The organism is Cryobacterium sp. Hh11 (assembly GCF_004404045.1).
GTDB lineage: Bacteria > Actinomycetota > Actinomycetes > Actinomycetales > Microbacteriaceae > Cryobacterium > Cryobacterium levicorallinum.
In genome coordinates this window covers 18,363-37,380 of sequence record NZ_SOHF01000022.1, presented here as the reverse complement: position 1 = coordinate 37,380, position 19,018 = coordinate 18,363, and the positions used below count along the sequence as shown (strand labels likewise).

General features: G+C 65.3%; 13 protein-coding genes and 1 pseudogene. 5 read left to right on the top strand and 9 right to left on the bottom strand.

The genetic code is table 11. The annotated features are described in order from the left end of the window. Nucleotides 1-118: 118 nt before the first annotated feature. Nucleotides 119-375: pseudogene (locus E3T46_RS10810) on the bottom strand (ISAzo13 family transposase); the annotation flags it as partial. A 401-nt stretch (nt 376-776) separates the two neighbouring features. On the opposite strand from E3T46_RS10810, the gene E3T46_RS10805 reads away from it, so the two are divergent. Beyond that, a complete protein-coding gene (locus tag E3T46_RS10805; protein WP_166790243.1) occupies nt 777-5,621 on the top strand; it encodes a multicopper oxidase domain-containing protein in 4,845 nt (1,614 codons plus the stop codon). Nucleotides 5,622-6,010: 389 nt separating this feature from the next. On the opposite strand, the gene dxs is transcribed toward E3T46_RS10805, so the two are convergent. From dxs to dut, 5 genes are all read right to left on the bottom strand, one after another. Then, nucleotides 6,011-7,960, bottom strand: coding sequence for a 1-deoxy-D-xylulose-5-phosphate synthase (dxs, locus tag E3T46_RS10800; RefSeq protein ID WP_134441259.1), 1,950 nt, complete (start codon nt 7,958-7,960; stop codon nt 6,011-6,013). A gap of 136 nt (nt 7,961-8,096) precedes the next feature. Next, complete coding sequence (locus tag E3T46_RS10795) at nt 8,097-10,943, bottom strand: aconitate hydratase (protein WP_134578561.1); 2,847 nt, start codon at nt 10,941-10,943, stop codon at nt 8,097-8,099. A gap of 211 nt (nt 10,944-11,154) precedes the next feature. After that, entirely contained in the window at nt 11,155-11,997 is an 843-nt protein-coding gene (locus tag E3T46_RS10790) for a DUF3159 domain-containing protein (RefSeq protein ID WP_134578560.1), read from the bottom strand. 6 nt (nt 11,998-12,003) lie between these two features. Then, nucleotides 12,004-12,633 (bottom strand): DUF3710 domain-containing protein, encoded by a 630-nt coding sequence (locus tag E3T46_RS10785; RefSeq protein ID WP_134441256.1) that lies wholly within the window; start codon nt 12,631-12,633, stop codon nt 12,004-12,006. Then, nucleotides 12,630-13,127: a dUTP diphosphatase gene (gene dut / locus E3T46_RS10780; RefSeq protein WP_134441255.1), complete on the bottom strand. Its 498-nt coding sequence runs from the start codon at nt 13,125-13,127 to the stop codon at nt 12,630-12,632. The genes E3T46_RS10785 and dut overlap by 4 nt, the downstream gene beginning before the upstream one ends. Nucleotides 13,128-13,165: 38 nt before the next feature. Between dut and E3T46_RS10775 the strand changes: the two genes are divergently transcribed. Beyond that, complete coding sequence (locus tag E3T46_RS10775; protein ID WP_134471219.1) at nt 13,166-13,618, top strand: DUF3093 domain-containing protein; 453 nt, start codon at nt 13,166-13,168, stop codon at nt 13,616-13,618. Between the two features lie 5 nt (nt 13,619-13,623). On the opposite strand, the gene E3T46_RS10770 is transcribed toward E3T46_RS10775, so the two are convergent. After that, nucleotides 13,624-13,917, bottom strand: a complete 294-nt coding sequence (locus E3T46_RS10770; protein ID WP_092449195.1) for a DUF4193 domain-containing protein — start codon at nt 13,915-13,917, stop codon at nt 13,624-13,626. Between the two features lie 200 nt (nt 13,918-14,117). Between E3T46_RS10770 and sepH the strand changes: the two genes are divergently transcribed. The 3 genes from sepH to E3T46_RS10755 all read left to right on the top strand — a co-directional run bounded on the left by sepH (nt 14,118) and on the right by E3T46_RS10755 (nt 16,629). Further along, nucleotides 14,118-15,248 carry a septation protein SepH gene (gene sepH, locus E3T46_RS10765; protein WP_134578559.1) on the top strand — a complete coding sequence of 377 codons (1,131 nt, stop codon included), beginning with the start codon at nt 14,118-14,120 and terminating at the stop codon, nt 15,246-15,248. 116 nt (nt 15,249-15,364) lie between these two features. Further along, on the top strand, nt 15,365-15,589 hold the full coding sequence (locus E3T46_RS10760; protein ID WP_134578558.1) for a crosslink repair DNA glycosylase YcaQ family protein: 225 nt from the start codon (nt 15,365-15,367) through the stop codon (nt 15,587-15,589). Continuing rightward, a complete protein-coding gene (locus E3T46_RS10755; protein ID WP_134441251.1) occupies nt 15,586-16,629 on the top strand; it encodes an FUSC family protein in 1,044 nt (347 codons plus the stop codon). The genes E3T46_RS10760 and E3T46_RS10755 overlap by 4 nt, the downstream gene beginning before the upstream one ends. A gap of 161 nt (nt 16,630-16,790) precedes the next feature. Here E3T46_RS10755 and E3T46_RS10750 read toward each other — a convergent pair whose 3' ends face one another. Together E3T46_RS10750 and E3T46_RS10745 are read right to left on the bottom strand one after the other, a co-directional pair. Beyond that, nucleotides 16,791-17,549: an amino acid ABC transporter ATP-binding protein gene (locus tag E3T46_RS10750; protein ID WP_092449153.1), complete on the bottom strand. Its 759-nt coding sequence runs from the start codon at nt 17,547-17,549 to the stop codon at nt 16,791-16,793. Beyond that, entirely contained in the window at nt 17,546-19,009 is a 1,464-nt protein-coding gene (locus tag E3T46_RS10745) for an amino acid ABC transporter substrate-binding protein/permease (protein WP_241980629.1), read from the bottom strand. The genes E3T46_RS10750 and E3T46_RS10745 overlap by 4 nt, the downstream gene beginning before the upstream one ends. Nucleotides 19,010-19,018 lie beyond the last annotated feature (9 nt).

Here is a 19,018-nt window from a genome sequence, read left to right as displayed (position 1 = left end):
CCAAGTCACCACGAATTGGAAGCAAGCCCTCAGCCAGCTCGTGATGATTTACCCCGACCGAATCAACCCCCACCTCTAACCAATTCCCAACACTTACACAAAAGATTTGACAGGCTCTCTTCGTCGTCCACCGCAGCGCCGACTCCGGATCGCCACCCGACTCGGGCTCCACCAGCGCCAGCAGCGCCGCCCTCCCCGAATCGGTCTTGGTCACACTCTTGCGACCACCACCGACCCGCCGGGTCCGCCCCAACGGCTCATCACCGGCGTCCAACTCCCGCACGCCACCGGTCACCGTAACCCGGCTCACCCCAGCTGCCCGGGCCACTACCGCGACCCCCCGCCATGCCCCAGCACCCGAGCCTCAGCGCCCATCAGCAACCGTCGCTGACGCTATTGCCACACCGCCCGGAAGTAGGGTCTTGACTCCCTCATGATCATTTCTAGCCCAAGGTTTTCCCAACGTCGGCCGAGCAAGGTTTTCCCAAGGTCAGCCGAGCAAGGTTGCCCCGTGGACCTCCACACCCGTGACCAAGCCATTCCGCCCTGATTCGTTCCAGCTCATAGGTCCGGCTTGACCTCAACACACCATCGATGTCGTTACAGGGAGAGCAATGAACATTTCTATGAGAGCTCGCGTCGGCATGGGGGTGGTGCTCGCCTATGGCGGCACGGCTTGGCTCCACGGGCTTCACGCAGCGTCTGCCCAGCAAGACTGGAGTTCGGGCACCTCAGCGTTGCATTTCCTTCGGGACGGGACATTGTCGCTTTTACTAGTGGTCCCGGCCGTCCTGATCGTGTTCGCGATGATCGCTCGCCTGCGGCCGGCATCTCGGATGATCTCCTTGGCTCGCGCCACGGTCGCGGTCGTCGCTGTCACCACGGCTGTGTTCATGTCCGGTGCGATCGGCCACACGCTGCTCTTCCCCTCCGAGCATGCCTCCGCCGCCCACGCAGTTGCCTCAGCTGTCGCACCGGCTGCCCAGGCAGCTCCTGACGCCAGTGTCGCACTTGGTGCTGTCCCGCCCCCTGGCGCGCCAGGTGCCCCAGTCGCTGCCGCGACCAAGCCCGGGTTCCACCCACACCAGCCCTCGGCGGCGTGGTTGGCCAAGACGGGCCAAGCCAATGGCTCAGCCGAAGCCGCTGCCGACCCGCACGCTGCGCACAACGGTGCAGCCTCTTCCGCTGGCACTACTGGCGCAGCGGTAGCCGAACCGGCCACGGGCGGCCACATGGAGACGACCTCGGGTGCTGCACTCTTCGAGCACGGAGCCATCGAGGCCGCTCGCGTATTCCCGGTGCTTCTGCTCCTCGCCCTTGCAGGCCTCGTCCTGGGCATGCGCCGAAGCGACGATGTGACCGGTGGGTATGCCCCGACGCCGGCACGGCGTGCCCGGTCTGTCGTGGCCCCGACGCCGGCACGGCGTGCCCGGTCTGTCGTGGCGTCGACGCCACGCCGCTCTCGCCTGGTCATCGCCGTGGCGGCGGGCTGTGTCGCCCTGATGACGGCTTCCTCTCTGATGGGTTCCTCTGCGGCAACAGCTGTCATTGGCGATCCGACCACCCCGGCCAACGGAGTCTGCCCGGCCGGTGCCCGCGCTATTGAGTACGACCTGGCCGCCTTCCAGGTGACCATCCCTCTCAACGGCTGGGGCGACAAGCTGCCCAACGGCCTGATGTATGCCCTCAAGAACGCCGACGCAAGGGTGAACAAGGAAAAAATCCTTGCCAACCCCAACCTCACCCAGCCGCTCGTCGTGCGCGCCAACGTCGGTGACTGCGTGTCCGTCAAGGTGCGCAACGACATCGCTGGCCGGCGAATCGGCCTGTCCACCCAGGGCCTCGTTCAAGCGGACGTGAAGACCTCCGACGGCGCGCGGGTGGGTCTAAACCCGGACACGACCATCGCCACGGGCACCGAGCGCACCTACACCTGGTACGCCGACCGGGAGGGCGAGGCGCCGCTGTACGACAACGCCAACCTCGACCCGAACGACCCGAAGCACACCACCGTCCAGAACGGCCTGTACGGCGCGGTCGTCGTGCACCCGAAGGACTCGACCTGGCACAATCAGATCACCGGGGCCGACCTGCTCACGGGCGGGCGCGCCGTCGAGTCCCAGCTGTTTGCCGACATCCGGGCAGGCGAGGCCTCGACCCGTTCGGCCGTCATGATCTTCCTCGACGAGAACGAGGGCGTCCTGGACCGGGACGGGAAGCAACCGACCTTCCCGACGACCGGGCTGAAGGACTCGACCTTCGGCATCAACTACCGCTCGGAGCCGCTGCGCAACCGGCTGCGGGCCATCCTCGAGCACCGTGGGACCGTCACTCCGGAGAACCCGGGTGGCGTGGCCAAGACCATCACGCTCCCCAACGGCCAGACCTATGCCCCAACTGACAACTTCTGCAACGGTTACGTGCCCGAGCTCGGCAAGGTCGTCGACGACCCCGGCGCCAAGTGTATGGGAGAGGAGTCCCACCTGCAGTCGTGGGTCTTCGGCGACGAGGGCAAGCTAACCAGAACCGTCGACGGCGTGAAGGTGACCGATTCGGACAACCTGATCCCGAAGGGGTACGTCGGGGACCCGCTGAAGTTCCACGTCGTCCACCCGGGCGCCAAGGAGACCCACCCATGGCACCAGCACACTCAGCGCTGGAACGCCGACCCGAATAACCCGACGTCACCGCTTAACGACGTCCAGTCGTTTGGCCCACATGAGGCTCGGGAGCTGAAGATCGAGGGAGGTGCCGGCGGCACCCAGCGCACGGTCGGTGACACGATCTTCCACTGCCACCTCTACCCGCACTTCGCCCAGGGTTTCTGGGGCCACCTGCGGATCTTCGACAAGTTGCGCGACGGCACGGCACAGTATGCCGACGGCACGCCCCTGGAGGCACTGCAAGAGCTGCCGAACCGGGCAGGCGCCACGGCGGTCCCGACCGCAACCCAGCCCGGTTTCCCACTGTTCGTAAAGGGTGACGTCGGCCAGCGTGCCTACCGTCCGCCGAACGCGGTGGTCAAGGACACCTTCGCTGCTATCCGTCGCCCCGGCGACGCCCCCCGTGGCCCGACCGCGCTTGAGGCCGCAGGGATGCCTGCTCTTGACCCGACCAAGCCCGGCAACGGCTACATCGACCCGTGCCCGACAACTGCACCAACACGGGTCTACCGGCCGCACGTCATCGACACCCCGATCACCTACAACTCCGCGGGCTGGAAGGACAGGCAGGGAAGGGTCTACGTGGAGGAATCCGATGCGGTCGCTGTGCGGACAGGACAGAAGGCACCCGAGCCGTACACCATCCGGTCCAGGGTTGGTGAGTGCGTTCAGCTGTTCACCACCAACGACCTGCACCTCGACGAGAATCCCAACGTCCCCCTCGACCACGTGAACCGCCTCGACGGTGATTACATGGCCACCGAGGAGACGTCCGAGGTCTCGACACACGTGCACCTGGTCAAGTTCGACGAGCTTGCTTCCGACGGCACCAGCGTGGGCTGGAACTACAGCTCCTCGGCGATGCCTGGCCAGACCTACGGCTATCGGTGGTTCGTGGACACGGCCTTGCGGACGACCTTCTTCCACGACCACCAGTACGCCAACCTGCACCAGCAGAAGGGCCTCTATGCCGCGATGAACGTCGAGCCCGCTGACGCCACGTGGCACGATCCGAAGACTGGTGCTGCGACGAACGGGGTCGGCCCCATGGCCGATATCCGCTCAGCCAGCGGCCCGGACTTCCGGGAGATGACCATTTTCTACTCCGACCGAACGCCCATGTGGAAGGACAACGGCACTGGTCCACCGATCAACCCACCTTCGGCACCGGACAACTACGGCCAGGACCAGGGCGGCTACTCGATCAACTACAAGAATGCCCCGTTCCAGATCCGGACGAAACCTGGGGTTACGGGCGCTAAGGGCGACCCCGCGTACACCTACTCATCCGCGGTCAACGGCGATCCCGATACGCCGCTCCTGAGGGCGTACTCGAAGGACCCTGTGGTCATCCGCAACGTGGCTGGCTCCCACGAGGAGATACACGAGTTCAACCTGCACGGTCACCGTTGGCTGAATGAGCCGAACAACCCCCTGTCCCGGACGGTCGACACCCAGACCCTCATGCTCGCGGAGTACTTCAACTACGAGCTGCAGGGCTCGCAGGTGGTCAAGACCAACCCCGGTGCTGCAGCAACAGTCGCCAAAGCCTCGAACAACGTCGCCAATGGCACCCCGTCGATCCTGCAGGACGGCGCCGGTTCCCCCGGTGACTACCTGTATGGCTCCCCGTTGCTTGAGGACCAGTGGATGGGGATGTGGGGTCTGTTCCGGGTCCCCAAGAACGCGGTCTCCGACCTCCAGCCGCTGCCCGACCGGGCTGCTCCTGGAAGTGGCACCGCGTGGCCAGCCCTTAAGCCGGGTGACGCGCTCAAGGTTGCCCCAACCGGAACCCTGGGTTCGGTCACCCCGTGCCCGACAGGGTCCAGGGCGGTCGCTGTCAACGTGTCGGCCATCGCCAAGGACATCGTGTACAACGCGAAGTCAGGTGACCACGACCCGTACGGCACGATGTTCGTGCGCAGCGAGGATGTGACCAAGGTTCGCACGGGTGCCATGAAGACCGAGCCCCTGGTGATCCGAGCAAATGTGGGTGACTGCGTCACGGTGACGCTCAAGAACGAGCTGCCGAAGACGCCCGCAGCGCACACCGGTGACCTACCGTTGCCTGCGGACGTGACGAACTTCCCACGTTCCAACCGGGTGTCCATGCACCCAAACCTGTTGACCTACAACGTCATTGACTCCGACGGGGCGACGGTCGGGTACAACTACGACCAGACCGTGGCGCCAGGAGTTACGACAAAGTACACGTGGTATGTCCATGCCGCGGTCGAGGACGGCGCAGCGAACCTGCTCGACTTCGCTGACCGGCGTGGGAGTCGCCACCACGGGTCCTACGGGTCGCTGTTGATCGAGCCAAAGGGCTCGACCTACGTCAACCCCAACTCCGGGCTTGCGATCACCTCGGGCGCACAGGCCAACGTCACCTACACCGACGCCGCCGGCGTCAAACGCAGCTTCCGCGAGGCTGTGCTCAACTGGGTCGACGGTCTGATCCTGCGAGACAAGGCCGGGGCCATCCTCCCCTACCCAGCGGAGGGCGAACCCAGCGACCAGGGGCACCGGGGCATTAACTACACGACCGAGCGTTTCGCCCCTCGCCTGGCGAAGGACCCAGAGGTGGCCAACGTCATGTCGTCGGTGGTGCACGGCGACCCGGCCACACCGCTCGTGCGGGCCTATGTCGGAGACGAGACGCACCTGCGGCTCGTATCGGGTGGTGACCGCGACCGGGCACACACCTTCAGCCTGAACGGGCACGGGTGGCGCTACCAGCCAAGCGACCCGAACGCGATGATCAAGACAGCCGAGGGCGGTTTGCTCACAGGCAACGCCTTCAACTACAACCTGCTCGGTGGGGCCGGTGGACTCCAGAAGCTTCCCGGGGACTACCTCTACCGGGACGGCGGTCTGGAGAACCAGGTCAACCAGGGCCTGTGGGGCATCTTCAGGGTGGAGGGCTCGCCCCAGGCGGACCTTAAGCCTCTCCAGTAATCCATCCATTGTGAGAACAGCTTGAGAACGTGAGCCGGCGGCACCTCGGGTGCCGCCGGCTCACGCGCGTTGCTGGGCGCGATGGACCCAGGGGTGCCACCGAGTGGGGCTCGCGGGCCGGATATCCTGAACCTCGTGTCCTCAGCGCGCGCGCCGCATCCCGCGGGCCGGGTGTTGCGGCCGGGTCGCGGACGGGATCTGTATCCGGCTGTACTCCCAGAAGGACTTCGAGGCTCGATCGGTTCACCGACCCCGAGATCCTGCGCACCAACTTGGCGTCGGTCATCCTGCAGATGACCTCCCTGGGCCTGGGAGACATCGCAGGTTCTCGGACCACCGACTCTCGCAAGTAGGGCGGCCCCACGTCTAGGTTATTTACTTACGAGCCCTTAGTCGCGGCGGGTTACCTGGATAGCGCCGGTGTCGGTGTGGTCGGCGGGCAACGGTCGGGCGTTGGGGATTTTACTGCCGAGCACCATGGCGACCACGTCGCGGGCGATCGCCTGCGGGGTGAGGCCGACGCGCTCCAGGATCTGGGCGCGGGTGCCGTGGTCGAGGAACTGGTCCGGCAGGCCGAGTTCGGTCACCGCGGTGTCAACGCCGGCCTCCCGCAGGTCCTGCCGGATGCGCGTGCCGATTCCGCCGACCCGGATGCCGTCTTCGATGGTGACCACGATGCGGTGCGCGGCGGCGAGGGTGATAATACTGCGCGGCACCGGCACGACCCAGCGCGGGTCGACGACCGTCGCTCCGATGCCCTGGGCGGCGAGCCGGTCGGCCACGTCGAGCCCCAGCGCGGCCATCGGACCGACCGTGACGATCAGCACATCCTGTTGGGTCGCCTCCTGCAGCACGTCGACACCATCGTCGAGGCGGCGGATGGCCTCGAACTCCAGGCCGACGGTGCCCTTGGGGTAGCGCAAGACCGTGGGTCCGTCTTCGACGGCGACGGCCTCGGCCAGTTCTTCGCGCAGGCGCACGGAGTCCCGCGGCGCGGCCAGCCGAATGTTGGGGACGACCTGCAGAATGGCGAGGTCCCACATGCCGTGGTGGCTGGGACCATCGGGGCCGGTGACGCCGGCCCGGTCGAGTACAAAGGTGACGCCGGCTTTGTGCAGGGCCACATCCATCAGCACCTGGTCGAAAGCGCGGTTGATGAACGTGGCGTAGAGGGCGACAACTGGGTGCAGGCCGCCGAAGGCCAGCCCGGCGGCGCTTGTCACGGCGTGCTGTTCGGCGATGCCCACGTCGTGCACGCGGGCCGGAAAACGTTCGGCCATCTTGTGAAGCCCGGTCGGGCGCAGCATGGCGGCGGTAATGCCGACGATACGATCGTTTTCGGTGGCCAGTCGCAACAATTCGTCGGCAAAAACCGACGTCCAGGATGCCGCGCCCGCCCCTTCCACGGATTCGCCGGTCTCCGGGTCGATCTGCCCGACCGCGTGGAACTGGTCGGCCGCATCTTGCACGGCCGGGTCGTAGCCCTTGCCCTTCTGGGTGATAGCGTGCACGATGACCGGCGCGCCGTAGCCCTTGGCCTGGGCGAGGGCCTCCTCCATGGCGTGCACGTCGTGCCCGTCAATGGGACCGATGTACTTGATGTCGAGGTTGGAATAGAGCGCTTCGTTGTTGGTGACCCGGCTGAGGAACCCGTGCAGACCGCCGCGCACCCCGCGGTACACAGCCCGGCCGGGCGCGCCGAGTCTGTCAAACACTTTCTGACTGGTCAGGTACGCGTCGCGGTAGGCCGCGCGGGTACGCACGGTATTCAAAAAGCGCGCCATACCGCCAATCGTCGGCGCGTAGGATCGGCCGTTGTCGTTGACCACGATGATGAGTCGACGCGTGTTGTCGTCGCTGATGTTATTGAGGGCTTCCCAGGTCATGCCGCCGGTCAGCGCGCCGTCGCCGACGACGGCGACCACGTGCCGGTCGGTCTGGCCGGTCATCTCGAAGGCTCGGGAGATACCGTCGGCCCAGGACAGCGAACTGGAGGCGTGCGAGCTTTCGACGATGTCGTGCTCGGACTCCGAACGTTGTGGATAGCCCGCGAGACCGTCGAACGAGCGCAGCTTGCTGAAGTCCTGACGGCCGGTGAGGAGCTTGTGTACGTAAGACTGGTGGCCGGTATCAAAGACGATGGCGTCGGTCGGTGAATGAAAAACCCGGTGGATGGCGATGGTCAGTTCGACGACACCGAGGTTTGGCCCGAGGTGTCCGCCGGTCTTCGAAACCTCGCGCACCAGAAACCGCCGAATATCGGCGGCCAGCTGTGGCAGCTGCTCTTTCGAAAGACCATCGAGGTCCCGCGGACCATGAATCGTCTCCAGAAGGATCATCCGTCATACCTTTCATGCTGCTCTACAAAACAGTGCTAAACAGATCAAGCTAAACCGGCGCGCAGACCCGAGTGAATCGAGTCTACGCGCCGGTGTCGTGCCAGTAGAGCGAGGCGCCGGCAGCGCCCCGGTTCACTCAGACGAGCGAACGCAGCACGTACTGCAGGATGCCGCCGTTGCGGTAGTACTCGGCTTCACCCGGGGTGTCGATGCGCACGATGGCGTCGAACTCGACCGGTGCCTTGCCGGCGGCCGAGAATTCACTCGGAACGCAGGTCACGCGCACGGTCTTCGGCGTCTTGCCGTTGTTCAGTTCGGTGATGCCGGAGACCGAGACGATCTCGGTGCCATCGAGACCGAGCGAGTCGGCGGTTTCGCCGACCGGGAACTGCAGGGGCACAACGCCCATGCCGATGAGGTTCGAGCGGTGGATGCGCTCGAAGCTCTCAACGATGACGGCCTTGACACCGAGAAGACTCGTGCCCTTGGCTGCCCAGTCCCGGCTGGAACCCGAACCGTATTCCTTGCCACCGAAGATGACGAGCGGGGTACCGGCGGCCTGGTAGTTCTGGCTGGCATCGTAGATGTCGGCCTGCGGGCCGCTCGCGACGGTGAAGTCGCGGGTGAAGCCACCCTCGACGTTGTCGAGGAGCTGGTTGCGCAGACGGATGTTGGCGAAGGTTCCGCGAATCATGACCTCGTGGTTGCCACGACGCGAGCCGTAGGAGTTGTAGTCCCCACGGGCGATACCGTGCTCGGCCAGGTAACGGCCGGCGGGGCCATCCGCTTTGATCGAACCGGCGGGGCTGATGTGGTCGGTGGTGACCGAGTCGCCGAGCTTGGCGAGCACGCGGGCACCACTGATGTCCACGACCGGGCTGGTCTCCAGCGTCATGCCGTCGAAGTACGGGGGCTTCCGCACGTAGGTGCTCTCGGCGTCCCAAGCGAAGGTGTCGCCGATGGGGGTGTGCAGGGACTTCCAGCGGTCGTCACCCTCGAAGACACCGGCGTACTGGGTCTCGAACATGTTGGAGTCGATCGACTCGTCAATGGTCTTCTGCACCTCGTCGGCGTCGGGCCAGATGTCCTTGAGGAACACGTCGTTACCCTCGGTGTCCTGACCGAGCGAATCGGTGTCGAAGTCGAAGTTCATCGTTCCAGCGAGGGCGTAAGCGATAACCAGCGGCGGGCTCGCGAGGTAGTTCATCTTCACGTCGGGGTTGATGCGTCCCTCGAAGTTGCGGTTACCGGAGAGCACTGCGGTGACGGCGAGGTCGTTCTCCTGCACGGCCGAGGAGATTTCGTCCTCGAGCGGACCGGAGTTACCGATGCAGGTGGTGCAGCCGTAGCCGACGAGGTAGAAGCCCAGGTCTTCGAGGTAGCCGTTGAGGCCGGCCTTCGCGTAGTACTCGGTGACGACCTTGGAGCCGGGCGCGAGGGTGGTCTTGACCCACGGCTTGCTCTTGAGTCCCTTGAGGCTCGCATTGCGGGCCAGCAGGCCGGCCGCGAGCATAACGGAAGGGTTTGACGTGTTGGTGCACGAGGTGATGGCCGCGATCGCTACGGCGCCGTTGTCGATCGTGAACTCGCGACCGTCGGCGAGCTTCACGTCGGTGGGCTGAGGGTGCGACTTCGTCGGGTGGCTGGTGTGCCGCACCAGGCCAGCCTGGTACGCGTGCTCGTGCGCGGTCACTTCGTCTTGCGAGGTGAGGCCGAGCGGGTCAGAGGCGGGGAACGTACCCTCTATTGCCGCATCCACCAGGGAGACGGGGCCGTTGGCGTAGTTGTCCAGGTCGCGCTCGAACTGCGACTTCGACTCGGAGAGGATGATGCGGTCCTGCGGGCGCTTCGGTCCGGCGATCGAGGGAACGACCGTGGAGAGGTCGAGCTCGAGGTATTCGCTGAACACCGGCTCCACATCGGGGTTGTGCCAGAGGCCCTGCAGCTTCGAGTAGGCCTCGACCAGCGCGACCTGCTCTTCGCTGCGCCCGGTGAGGCGCAGGTAGCCGAGGGTGACATCGTCGATCGGGAACATCGCGGCCGTCGAGCCGAACTCGGGGCTCATGTTACCAATGGTGGCACGGTTGGCGAGCGGCACTGAGGCGACACCCGATCCGTAGAATTCGACGAACTTGCCGACCACGCCGTGCTTGCGGAGCATCTGCGTGATGGTGAGCACGACATCCGTTGCGGTGACGCCGGCCGGGATGACGCCGGAGAGTTTGAAGCCGACAACCTTGGGGATGAGCATGGAAACCGACTGGCCGAGCATCGCCGCTTCGGCTTCGATTCCGCCGACGCCCCAGCCGAGCACGCCCAGGCCGTTGACCATGGTCGTGTGCGAGTCGGTGCCGACGCAGGTGTCTGGGTAAGCCTGGAGAACGCCGTTGACCTCACGGGTCATGGTGACGCGGGCGAGATACTCGATGTTGACCTGGTGCACGATGCCGGTTCCCGGGGGAACGACCTTGAAGTCGTCGAACGCGGTCTGGCCCCAGCGGAGGAACTGGTAGCGCTCACCGTTGCGCTCGTACTCGATCTCGACGTTGCGCTCGAACGAGTCGGTCGTGCCGAACAGGTCGGCGACAACGGAGTGGTCGATGACCATTTCGGTCGGGGCGAGCGGGTTGATCTTCTTGGCGTCGCCGCCGAGGTCGACGAGAGCTTCGCGCATGGTGGCGAGGTCGACGATGCAGGGAACGCCGGTGAAGTCCTGCATGACGACGCGAGCCGGCGTGTACTGGATCTCGGTGTCGGGTTCCGCGGTGGGAACCCAGGAGCCGAGGGCACGAATGTGCTCGGCGGTGATGTTGGCTCCATCTTCGGTGCGGAGGAGGTTCTCCAGCAGCACCTTCAGGCTGTATGGCAGTTTGTCGTAACCGTCGACCGCGTCGAGACGAAAGACTTCATAGTCTGTCGAACCAACGCGCAGGGTGTCTTTGGCTCCGAAGCTATTTACCGCGGTACTTTTTGAATCCGACACAGTGCCCTCTCCGTTGTAGGAGCCGACGGGAAACCGGCGGCAATCCTCAATTCTTGTGGCAGGCACAACCGCGTGCCAGCAAGGCAAGCCTTACCGGCGGATGCCGGGAGCTGCCTTTTTCCATCGAGTTGCGCCGACGAGTGATCGCCGGTCAACTATCTTGACGTCAAGATAACTCTAGCAGTGCGCCCGAGCGCGCAGAGGTCGATTCTCAGAGCGCGTCAGCGGCATCCGCTTTGCGATAGACCGAGCGCACCATGAGCCAGGACACGACGAGCAACGGCGCGTAGAGCGGGATGCCCATGAGGAGCTTCATGGAGGCGAGCAGTTCGACGTTATTGGCGAGGTAGAGCGGCAGCTGCACGGCGAGGCGTCCGAGGAACAGGCCGGTCCAGCACAGGGTGAGAATGGTCAGCACGCGCCGCTTGCTGGCGTCGAGGCGCCAGGCGATGCCGTCGCCCATGAGGAACCCGACGGCGACGCCGATCAGCGGCCAGCGCACGAGCACGGAAATGAGCAGGGCGGCACCGTAGCCGGCGTTGGTCCACAGACCGACCAGGAAGAAATCGGAGGGCTTGCCGGAGAAGAGAGCCAGCGCGACGCTGATAGCGGTGCCGACCAGGCCGCCGAGGGCCGGCGTCGTCGTCTGCCTGGTGACCGCGCGCAGTGCGACGAAGATCACGCCGATGACCAGCGGAGCGACGAGTGAGGGAAGCAGTGTGCCGATCGGGTCACTCGTCACATCGGTCGACGGGTCGATAGTCAGTGTGTAGGTGACGAGAAAGACAAGGCCGGGCAGTACAGCTTCAATCAGACCGCGGATGCCGCCCATCGCCTTCAATAGGGCCTGTCCGCTGATCGGCTCCCCCTCGGTCGCTGCTCCGAATCCGGCCCGGCGGGCCGCCCCGGCCATCGACTCGGCGAACAGGGTTGACGCGGTCTGCGCCTGCTCCGGCGTCGGAGCGGGTTCCGGCGCCGCGGCTGGCGTCGGCACCGGCTCGTGCGCTTCATCGCGCTGGCCCTGCTGTCCGTTCTGACCGGGGGTGTCGCTCATGGCTCGCTAGACCGCGGCGGTCTCGGTCGCCCCGGTGGGCGAGGCGGGCATGCGCAGCGGAATCAGATCACGCGGCGGCATCGGGGTTCCCCCGCGCACGACGACGATGCTGCGGAACAGGTCTTCGATCTGCGCTGCGGCATTCGGATCGATGGCGCCCTCGCCCGCGATCACACCGCGCAGAAACCAGCGCGGCCCGTCGACGCCGATGAAACGGGCCAGGCGGGTGACGCCGCCGGCTTCCTGACCGGCCGCAACCGGAATCTCGGCGACCAGTTCCGGGCCGAACGGACCCTCGCGCGGTGTCGTGGTACCGCCCTGCTTGCCGATCTGGTCGGCGATCTGGTCGCGAATCTCATGCCACAGGCCGCTCGACCGCGGAGCGGCGAACGGCTGCACCTGCAGGGTCGACCCAGCGAAGTCGAGGCCGATAGCGACGACGCGCTTGCTGCCCTCTTCAATTTCGAGGCGCAGGTGCAGGCCTTCCCGCGGCAGAATCTTGATGCCGCCGAGGTCGACGTATGGCCGCACCGGGTTGGCTTCGGACTCGTCGAACGGGCCATCGCTCTCGCGGTTGTCTGGTGCCGATTTGGCATAGGGCTCGACGAAGTCCCCGGGGGTCGTGGTGTCAGTCACCGATTTTCTCCTTCGCGCTGGGCGGTATCGCCCGACAATGGTGCACTTTCTCGTGGAGCAGCTTCCACGCCCGTTGAACCGAAGCCGCCCTCGCCGCGGTGGCTGCCGGGCAGCCGGTCCACGGCAATGAAGGTGGCCCGGGCAACGGGCATCACAATGAGTTGGGCGATGCGGTCGCCGATATTGATCGTGAACGACTCGTTCTGGTCGGTATTGAGCAGAGCCACCTTGATTTCGCCGCGGTAGCCGGCATCCACTGTCCCCGGGGAATTCACGATGGTGATGCCGCGCTTGGACGCCAGGCCGCTGCGCGGAACCACAAAGGCGGCAAACCCGTCGGGCAAGGCGATCGACACGCCCGTGCCGACAAGTGCACGGCAACCGGGAGCGAGCATGAGTGCCTCGGCCGAATGCAGGTCAGCCCCGGCATCACCGGGATGTGCATAGTTCGGGAGGATGGATGCTTGGATCAGTACTTCGACGCTTTCTGCCACGTGTCGAGGGTAGTGCAGATATCTGATCGAATAGAGCCATGCCTGATTACCGCGAAAAACTCTGGCCTACTCCGTGGGCCTTCATCGTCACCGCACTGGTGATACCGGCGAGCATCCTGGTGCTCGTCCCGATTTCCCTGCCGGCCGGCATTATCACGGCCGCCGTTCTCTACGGCGGCTGCGTAGTGCTGCTCGTGCTGGCCTCACCGGTGGTGCGGGTGCAGAACGGCGAGCTGAAAGCCGGCCCGGCCACGATTTCTACCCACCTTGTGGGGGAAGCCGTCTCCTTTACCAAGGCCGAAGCCACCCAGGAGCGCGGCCCCCGGCTGGATGCCCGGGCCTGGCTGCTCATTCGCGGCTGGATCGACCCGGTCGTGCGCGTTCCGATCGTCGACCCAACCGATCCGGCGCCGTACTGGATCATCTCCAGCCGGCACCCGACGGAGTTGGCCGCCGCGATCAATGGATCACGAACGACCAACGTCGGTTAGCAGGTCTAGGAGTCGCACTCCAGGCAGACCATTCCGAGCTTGGTCTCGTGGCCCATCTGCGAACGGTGCTTCACGAGGAAGCAATTCACGCAGGTGAATTCGTCGGCCTGCGCGGGCAGAACGACGACATCGAGGTCCAGGTCGGACAGGTCGGCGCCGGGTAGATCGAACCCACCCGGGTTGTCGGAGTCGTCAACATCAACGCTGCCGGACATTTTATCTGGCACACGTTCCTTGAGGGCCTCGATCGACTCGGAGTCGTCTTCAGTCTTTCGGGGTGCGTCGTAATCGGTTGCCATGCCCATCCATTTCAGTTACGCCGATAATCGAAATCGGCGGGCACAGTTTCCAACAATCCGGACGGAATAGCAAACCGTCCGCCAACCTTATTTATTCGGACACGGAAAACAACTTGCGGCACGCCCAGCGTATTCCCGCGAAATTGCCCCAAGTCGTGGCAGTCTTGCAGCCAACGGTAATCGCGAGAGGGCTTGTCTTCATGCAGGAATTGAAGGTTATTGGGGTTGAGAACGGTGCGCTGCTCGCAGCGTCCGAAGATGGTGACCGATATCGCATCGCCATCGACGAGGTTCTTCAGTCCCGGCTTCGCCAAACCCAGACGGAGCGGAGTCTCGCTCCCAAACTCTCCCCCCGGGAGGTTCAGGCGCACATTCGCTCCGGCATGTCCGCCGAGGATGTCGCGGCCGTCACCGGCGCGTCCCTCGACTACGTGCGCCGCTTCGAGGGCCCGGTCGTAGCCGAACGGGAGTACATCGTCTCGTCGGCGCTCAGCGTGCCGGTACACACCGCGATCGATCCGGATCCGGTCGACGAGAACGTGAACTTCGGCAGCGTCATTCGGGAGCGTCTCGCCTCGCTCGGCGCCACCGGCGAACGCTGGGCCAGCTGGAAAGAGCCCGGTGGCGGCTGGATTGTCAAGCTGTCGTTCACCGCGGACGAGATCGACCACGACGCCCGCTGGGGTTTCGAACCCAAGAAGAACTCACTCTCGCCGGTCGGCAGCGAAGCCATCGCGCTCTCGCAGCAGGGCGAGCTCAAGGGCTCGCTCATTCCCCGACTGCGCGCGGTCGGCTCGGAGACGAGCGCCGCCGATGTCTCCCGCTTCGACAGCAACGCCTTCAACTTCAAGGAATCCCTGCCCGACGAGATTTTGAACGACACCAGCCCGAACCTTGAGGCTGTGCCGTTTTCCCGTTCGCTCAGCCGGGACGATGCTGTGTCCAAAGCCGCGATCAAACGCGCTGCCGAGCCGGCATCGAACATGAGCGAAACCGCCGATCTTCTGGAATCGTTGCGTCGACGCCGCGGCGAACGCGAGGCGGCTGGCAGCCGGGATGCTGCAGCGGCCCAGCCGACGGCATCCTCTTCGGTGCAGCCTGCGCCGATGCGGCCCCGTCGATCCACGGCCATGGACAGCCCGGTTACCGACGAGTCCAGTGCGGCGCCGGCGACCACGCCGGAACCGACCGGCAACGCCTGGGCCAACCAGGCCGCCCGCGCGCAGGAGCGCACCAACCACGGCCGCACCACACCCAAGCGCGGTCGGGCATCGATGCCGAGCTGGGACGAAATCGTGTTCGGAGCTCGCACCGACGACGACCTGGGCTAGCTCGAGCTGATCATTACGGGCACAGCCGCCTCCCGCGCCGACGTTCTGCGCCTGCGCCTGCGCGCCCAGGGCCTGGCCGGGCCACCGCTGCTGGGGCCGTTGCGGTCGTCGAGCGGATGCTCGCGGTGCAGGCCCAGGACTACCCGGCGGCGCAATGGGCCATCGGGGTGCGCTCCCCCGGCACAACGCTGGACGAGGTGCAGGCCAGCGTCAATGCGGGTGACATCGTGCGTTCGTGGCCGATGCGCGGCGCGCTGCACCTGGTTCGGGCCGGCGCGCAGCGGGCAGACGGGTTTGTCGGCATCCGCTTGAGGAGAGGTCGGGTTAGCCTTGTGCAGTGAAACTAACATCGGCCCTGCGCATCCCCACCCGACTCCCGGTGCTGCAGGTCGTGAAGATGGCTGTCGCCGTCGCCCTGGCCTGGATCGTCTCCCAGCTGCTGCTGCCCAACGACCTGCCGATCTTTGCCGCGATTGCGGCCCTGCTCGTGGTGCAGCCGAGTGTCAATCAGACCCTCGGCCGCGCGATCGAACGTACCGCTGGCGTCATCGGCGGAGTCATTATCGCCTCCACGATCGGCTTCTTCCTCGGCCAGTCCAGCTGGGTTGTACTCGGCACGATCGTGGTCAGCATCCTCGTTGCCTGGGCGCTGCGGCTGTCGCCGGTGTCGGCGAGCCAGATTCCGATCAGCGCCATGCTCGTGCTCGCGCTCGGCGCGACGACGCCGGGGTATGCCCTCGATCGCATCTTTGAAACGTTCATCGGTGCGGGGATCGCGCTGATCATCAACGCCCTGATCGTTCCGCCGGTGCTGATTGCGCCGGCACGCGATGCTGTGGCCCTGCTCGCTCGCGAGGTGGCTGATACCTTCGAGCGCATTGCCCAGGCGCTGCGCACCCCGCAGACCCCGGTCGACCTGATGGAGCTGATGATCAAGGCCCGGCTGCTGCGCCCCATGCTGGTCAAGGCGGAGAAGGCCATCGCCCAGGCGGAGGAGAGCCTCATGCTCAACCCGCGCAAGGCCAAACTACGCCTGGCGCTCGACACCGACCATGAGATGATCGGGCGGCTGCCGACCCTCGTGACCCGCGCTATCGGCATGACCCGGGCCCTGCACGATCACTACGATGCCTCCCTGCAGTTGGAGCCGAGCGTTCAGGCCTTTTCCGAGGAGCTGGCCCGGGCTGCGCACGATCTGCGGCTGCTCGCTCGCGCGGAGGGCGACCTCACGGTGGCGCCCGAGATGCCGGCCCCCGAGGTGCTGGCCCTGACCGCGCCGCTGCGCATCGTGACGCCGCACCCCGACCACTGGATCCTGATCGGCTCGCTCATGGAGGACCTGCGCCGGGTGCGCGAGGAGATCGTCGGCGACCGGGCCTGAGCCGCCCGAAGCATCCGTTCGATAGCCGCGCTTCATTTCGGTAGCCGCTACGCCGATTACCGTAGCGGCTACCCAAACCGGGCGCAGTCATGCCTGACGGGCACAGAAAAACGGATGCCGCGCGCGGGTCTCGCGCGGAGCATCCGTTTTGGGTCACGCGGTTAGAGCACCTTGGAGAGGAAGTCCTGGGTGCGCTCCTGCTGCGGGTTGCCGAACAGCTCGGCCGGGGTGCCCTCTTCGACGATGAGGCCATCGGCCATGAAGATAACCCGGTCCGCGACCTCGCGGGCGAAACCCATCTCGTGGGTGACGACGACCATGGTCATGCCCTCGGCGGCGAGGTCGCGGATGACCTGCAGCACCTCCCCCACCATTTCGGGGTCGAGGGCGCTCGTGGCCTCGTCGAACAACATAATGTCGGGGTTCACCGCGAGGGACCGGGCGATCGCGACGCGCTGCTTCTGGCCGCCGGAGAGCTGCGCGGGGCGGGCATCCGCTTTGTCGGACAGGCCCACCCGCTCGAGCAGTTTCAGGGCGGTGGCGCGGGCATCCGCTTTGGATTCCTTCTTCAACTCGGTCGGCGCGAGCATGATGTTCTGCAGCACCGTCATGTGCGGAAACAGGTTGAAGTGCTGGAAGACCATACCGATGTGCGCTCGAACCTCGTTCAGGTCGACGGTTTTGTCGCTGAGGTTGAATCCGTCGACGATAACCGTGCCGGCGCTGAGCTCGTCGAGCTTGTTCAGGCAACGCAGAAAGGTGGACTTGCCCGAACCCGAAGGGCCGATGACGCAGACGACCTCGCCCTCGGTGATCTCGACGTCGAGGCCCTTGAGCACCTCGTTGGAGCCGAACGACTTGCGCAGGCCACGTACCGAAATTTTGCTGGCACTTGCGGTGTTGTTTGCGCTGGTGCTCATTTGTTGAACCTCTTGTCGAGCTTGTTGGAGAGCATGGTGAGCAGGTTGATGACGATGAAGTACAGCGCGGCGACGATCAGCAGGGTCTCACCGGTGCGAAAGTTGGCGGCGTAGATCTGCTGGCCCTGATAGGTGAGCTCGGCGAAGCCGATCACGGCGAGCAGCGAGGTGTCTTTCAGGGTCATCACGAACTGGTTGATGAACGACGGCGTCATGATCTTCACGGCCTGCGGCAGTACGACGCGGCGCATGGTCGTGACGTAGCCGAGGCCGAGGCTGCGACCGGCTTCGGTCTGGCCCGGGTCGACCGATTGGATGCCGCCGCGCACGATCTCGGTCATGTAGGCGCCGGCGTTCAGGCTCAGGGTGAGCACACCGGCGGTGAGCACGTCGATCGACTGCCCGGTGAGCTGAGGCAGGCCGAAGTAGAAGAAGAAGGCCTGCACGAGCAGCGGGGTGCCGCGGAAGATGCTGACGTAGACGCTCGCAATGCCGCGCAGAATGCGACTCTCGGAGACCTTGAAGAAGCCGAATACCACGCCGAGCACGAGGGCGATCAGAATGGACAGGCCGGTTGCGAGCAGGGTCAGCCCGAGGCCCTTCATCAGCGCCGGCATGCTGTCGCTGAGCAGAGCGAAGAAACCGGACGCCGCGGCCGGTGCCGGCTGCTCCAGGTAGGTGTCAAGAATGGCCTGGTAGTCGCCGTTGTCCTGCAACTCGGCGAGGCCGGTGTTGAACGCGGCGAGCAGCTCGGGGTTCTGCCCCTTATTGACGGCGAAACCGTAGGAGCTGCCCTGTTCCTTCTCGGTGACGGACTTGAGCCCGTTGTTCTGGTTGATGCCGTAGGCCAGCACGGGATAGTCGTCGAACACCGCGACGGAGTTGCCGGCCTTGACGTCGTCATACATGGTGGCCGAGTCGGCGAGTGCCTTGACCGTGAAGTCGTACTCGTCCTTGATCGAGTTGGCGAAGGTTTCGCCCTCGCTGCCGCGTTTGGCGACGACCGTTTCACCGGCCAGGTCGGCGTATCCGGTGATCTCGGTGTTGTCCTCGGCGACGGCCATCTGCACGCCGGAGTCGAAGTACGGGTCGGAGAAGTCGAAGATGAGCTCGCGCTCGTCGGTGATCGACATGCCGGCGATGACGCCGTCGACCTGATTGGACTGCAGCGCCTGCAGCGCAGCGTCGAAGCCGAGCGACTTAATCTCGACCGTGAACCCCTGGTTCTTGGCGATGTCGCGAATCAGGTCCATGTCGATGCCGGTGAGTTCACCGTTCTCGCGGTACTCGAACGGCGCGAAGGTGGTGTCGGTGCCGATGACGTAGTTTTCGCCAGCGGTAGCGGCCTGTGGCTGACTCGCGGCCGCGGCGCTGACGCCGAGGAATCCGCCCGCGAGGGCCAGCAGCGCCGTGACGGCGACCGTGAGCTTGCCCGCCCGGGACATAGTTATTTTGCGCAAAGGAGAACC

Excerpts from the sequence above, each read along its gene's own strand:
- dxs (WP_134441259.1), bottom strand. The coding sequence starts at position 7,960 with ATGATCCTTCTGGAGACGATTCATGGTCCGCGGGACCTCGATGGTCTT.
- E3T46_RS10790 (WP_134578560.1), bottom strand. The coding sequence starts at position 11,997 with ATGAGCGACACCCCCGGTCAGAACGGACAGCAGGGCCAGCGCGATGAA.
- E3T46_RS10775 (WP_134471219.1), top strand. The coding sequence starts at position 13,166 with ATGCCTGATTACCGCGAAAAACTCTGGCCTACTCCGTGGGCCTTCATC.
- E3T46_RS10770 (WP_092449195.1), bottom strand. The coding sequence starts at position 13,917 with ATGGCAACCGATTACGACGCACCCCGAAAGACTGAAGACGACTCCGAG.
- sepH (WP_134578559.1), top strand. The coding sequence starts at position 14,118 with ATGCAGGAATTGAAGGTTATTGGGGTTGAGAACGGTGCGCTGCTCGCA.
- E3T46_RS10760 (WP_134578558.1), top strand. The coding sequence starts at position 15,365 with ATGCTCGCGGTGCAGGCCCAGGACTACCCGGCGGCGCAATGGGCCATC.
- E3T46_RS10750 (WP_092449153.1), bottom strand. The coding sequence starts at position 17,549 with ATGAGCACCAGCGCAAACAACACCGCAAGTGCCAGCAAAATTTCGGTA.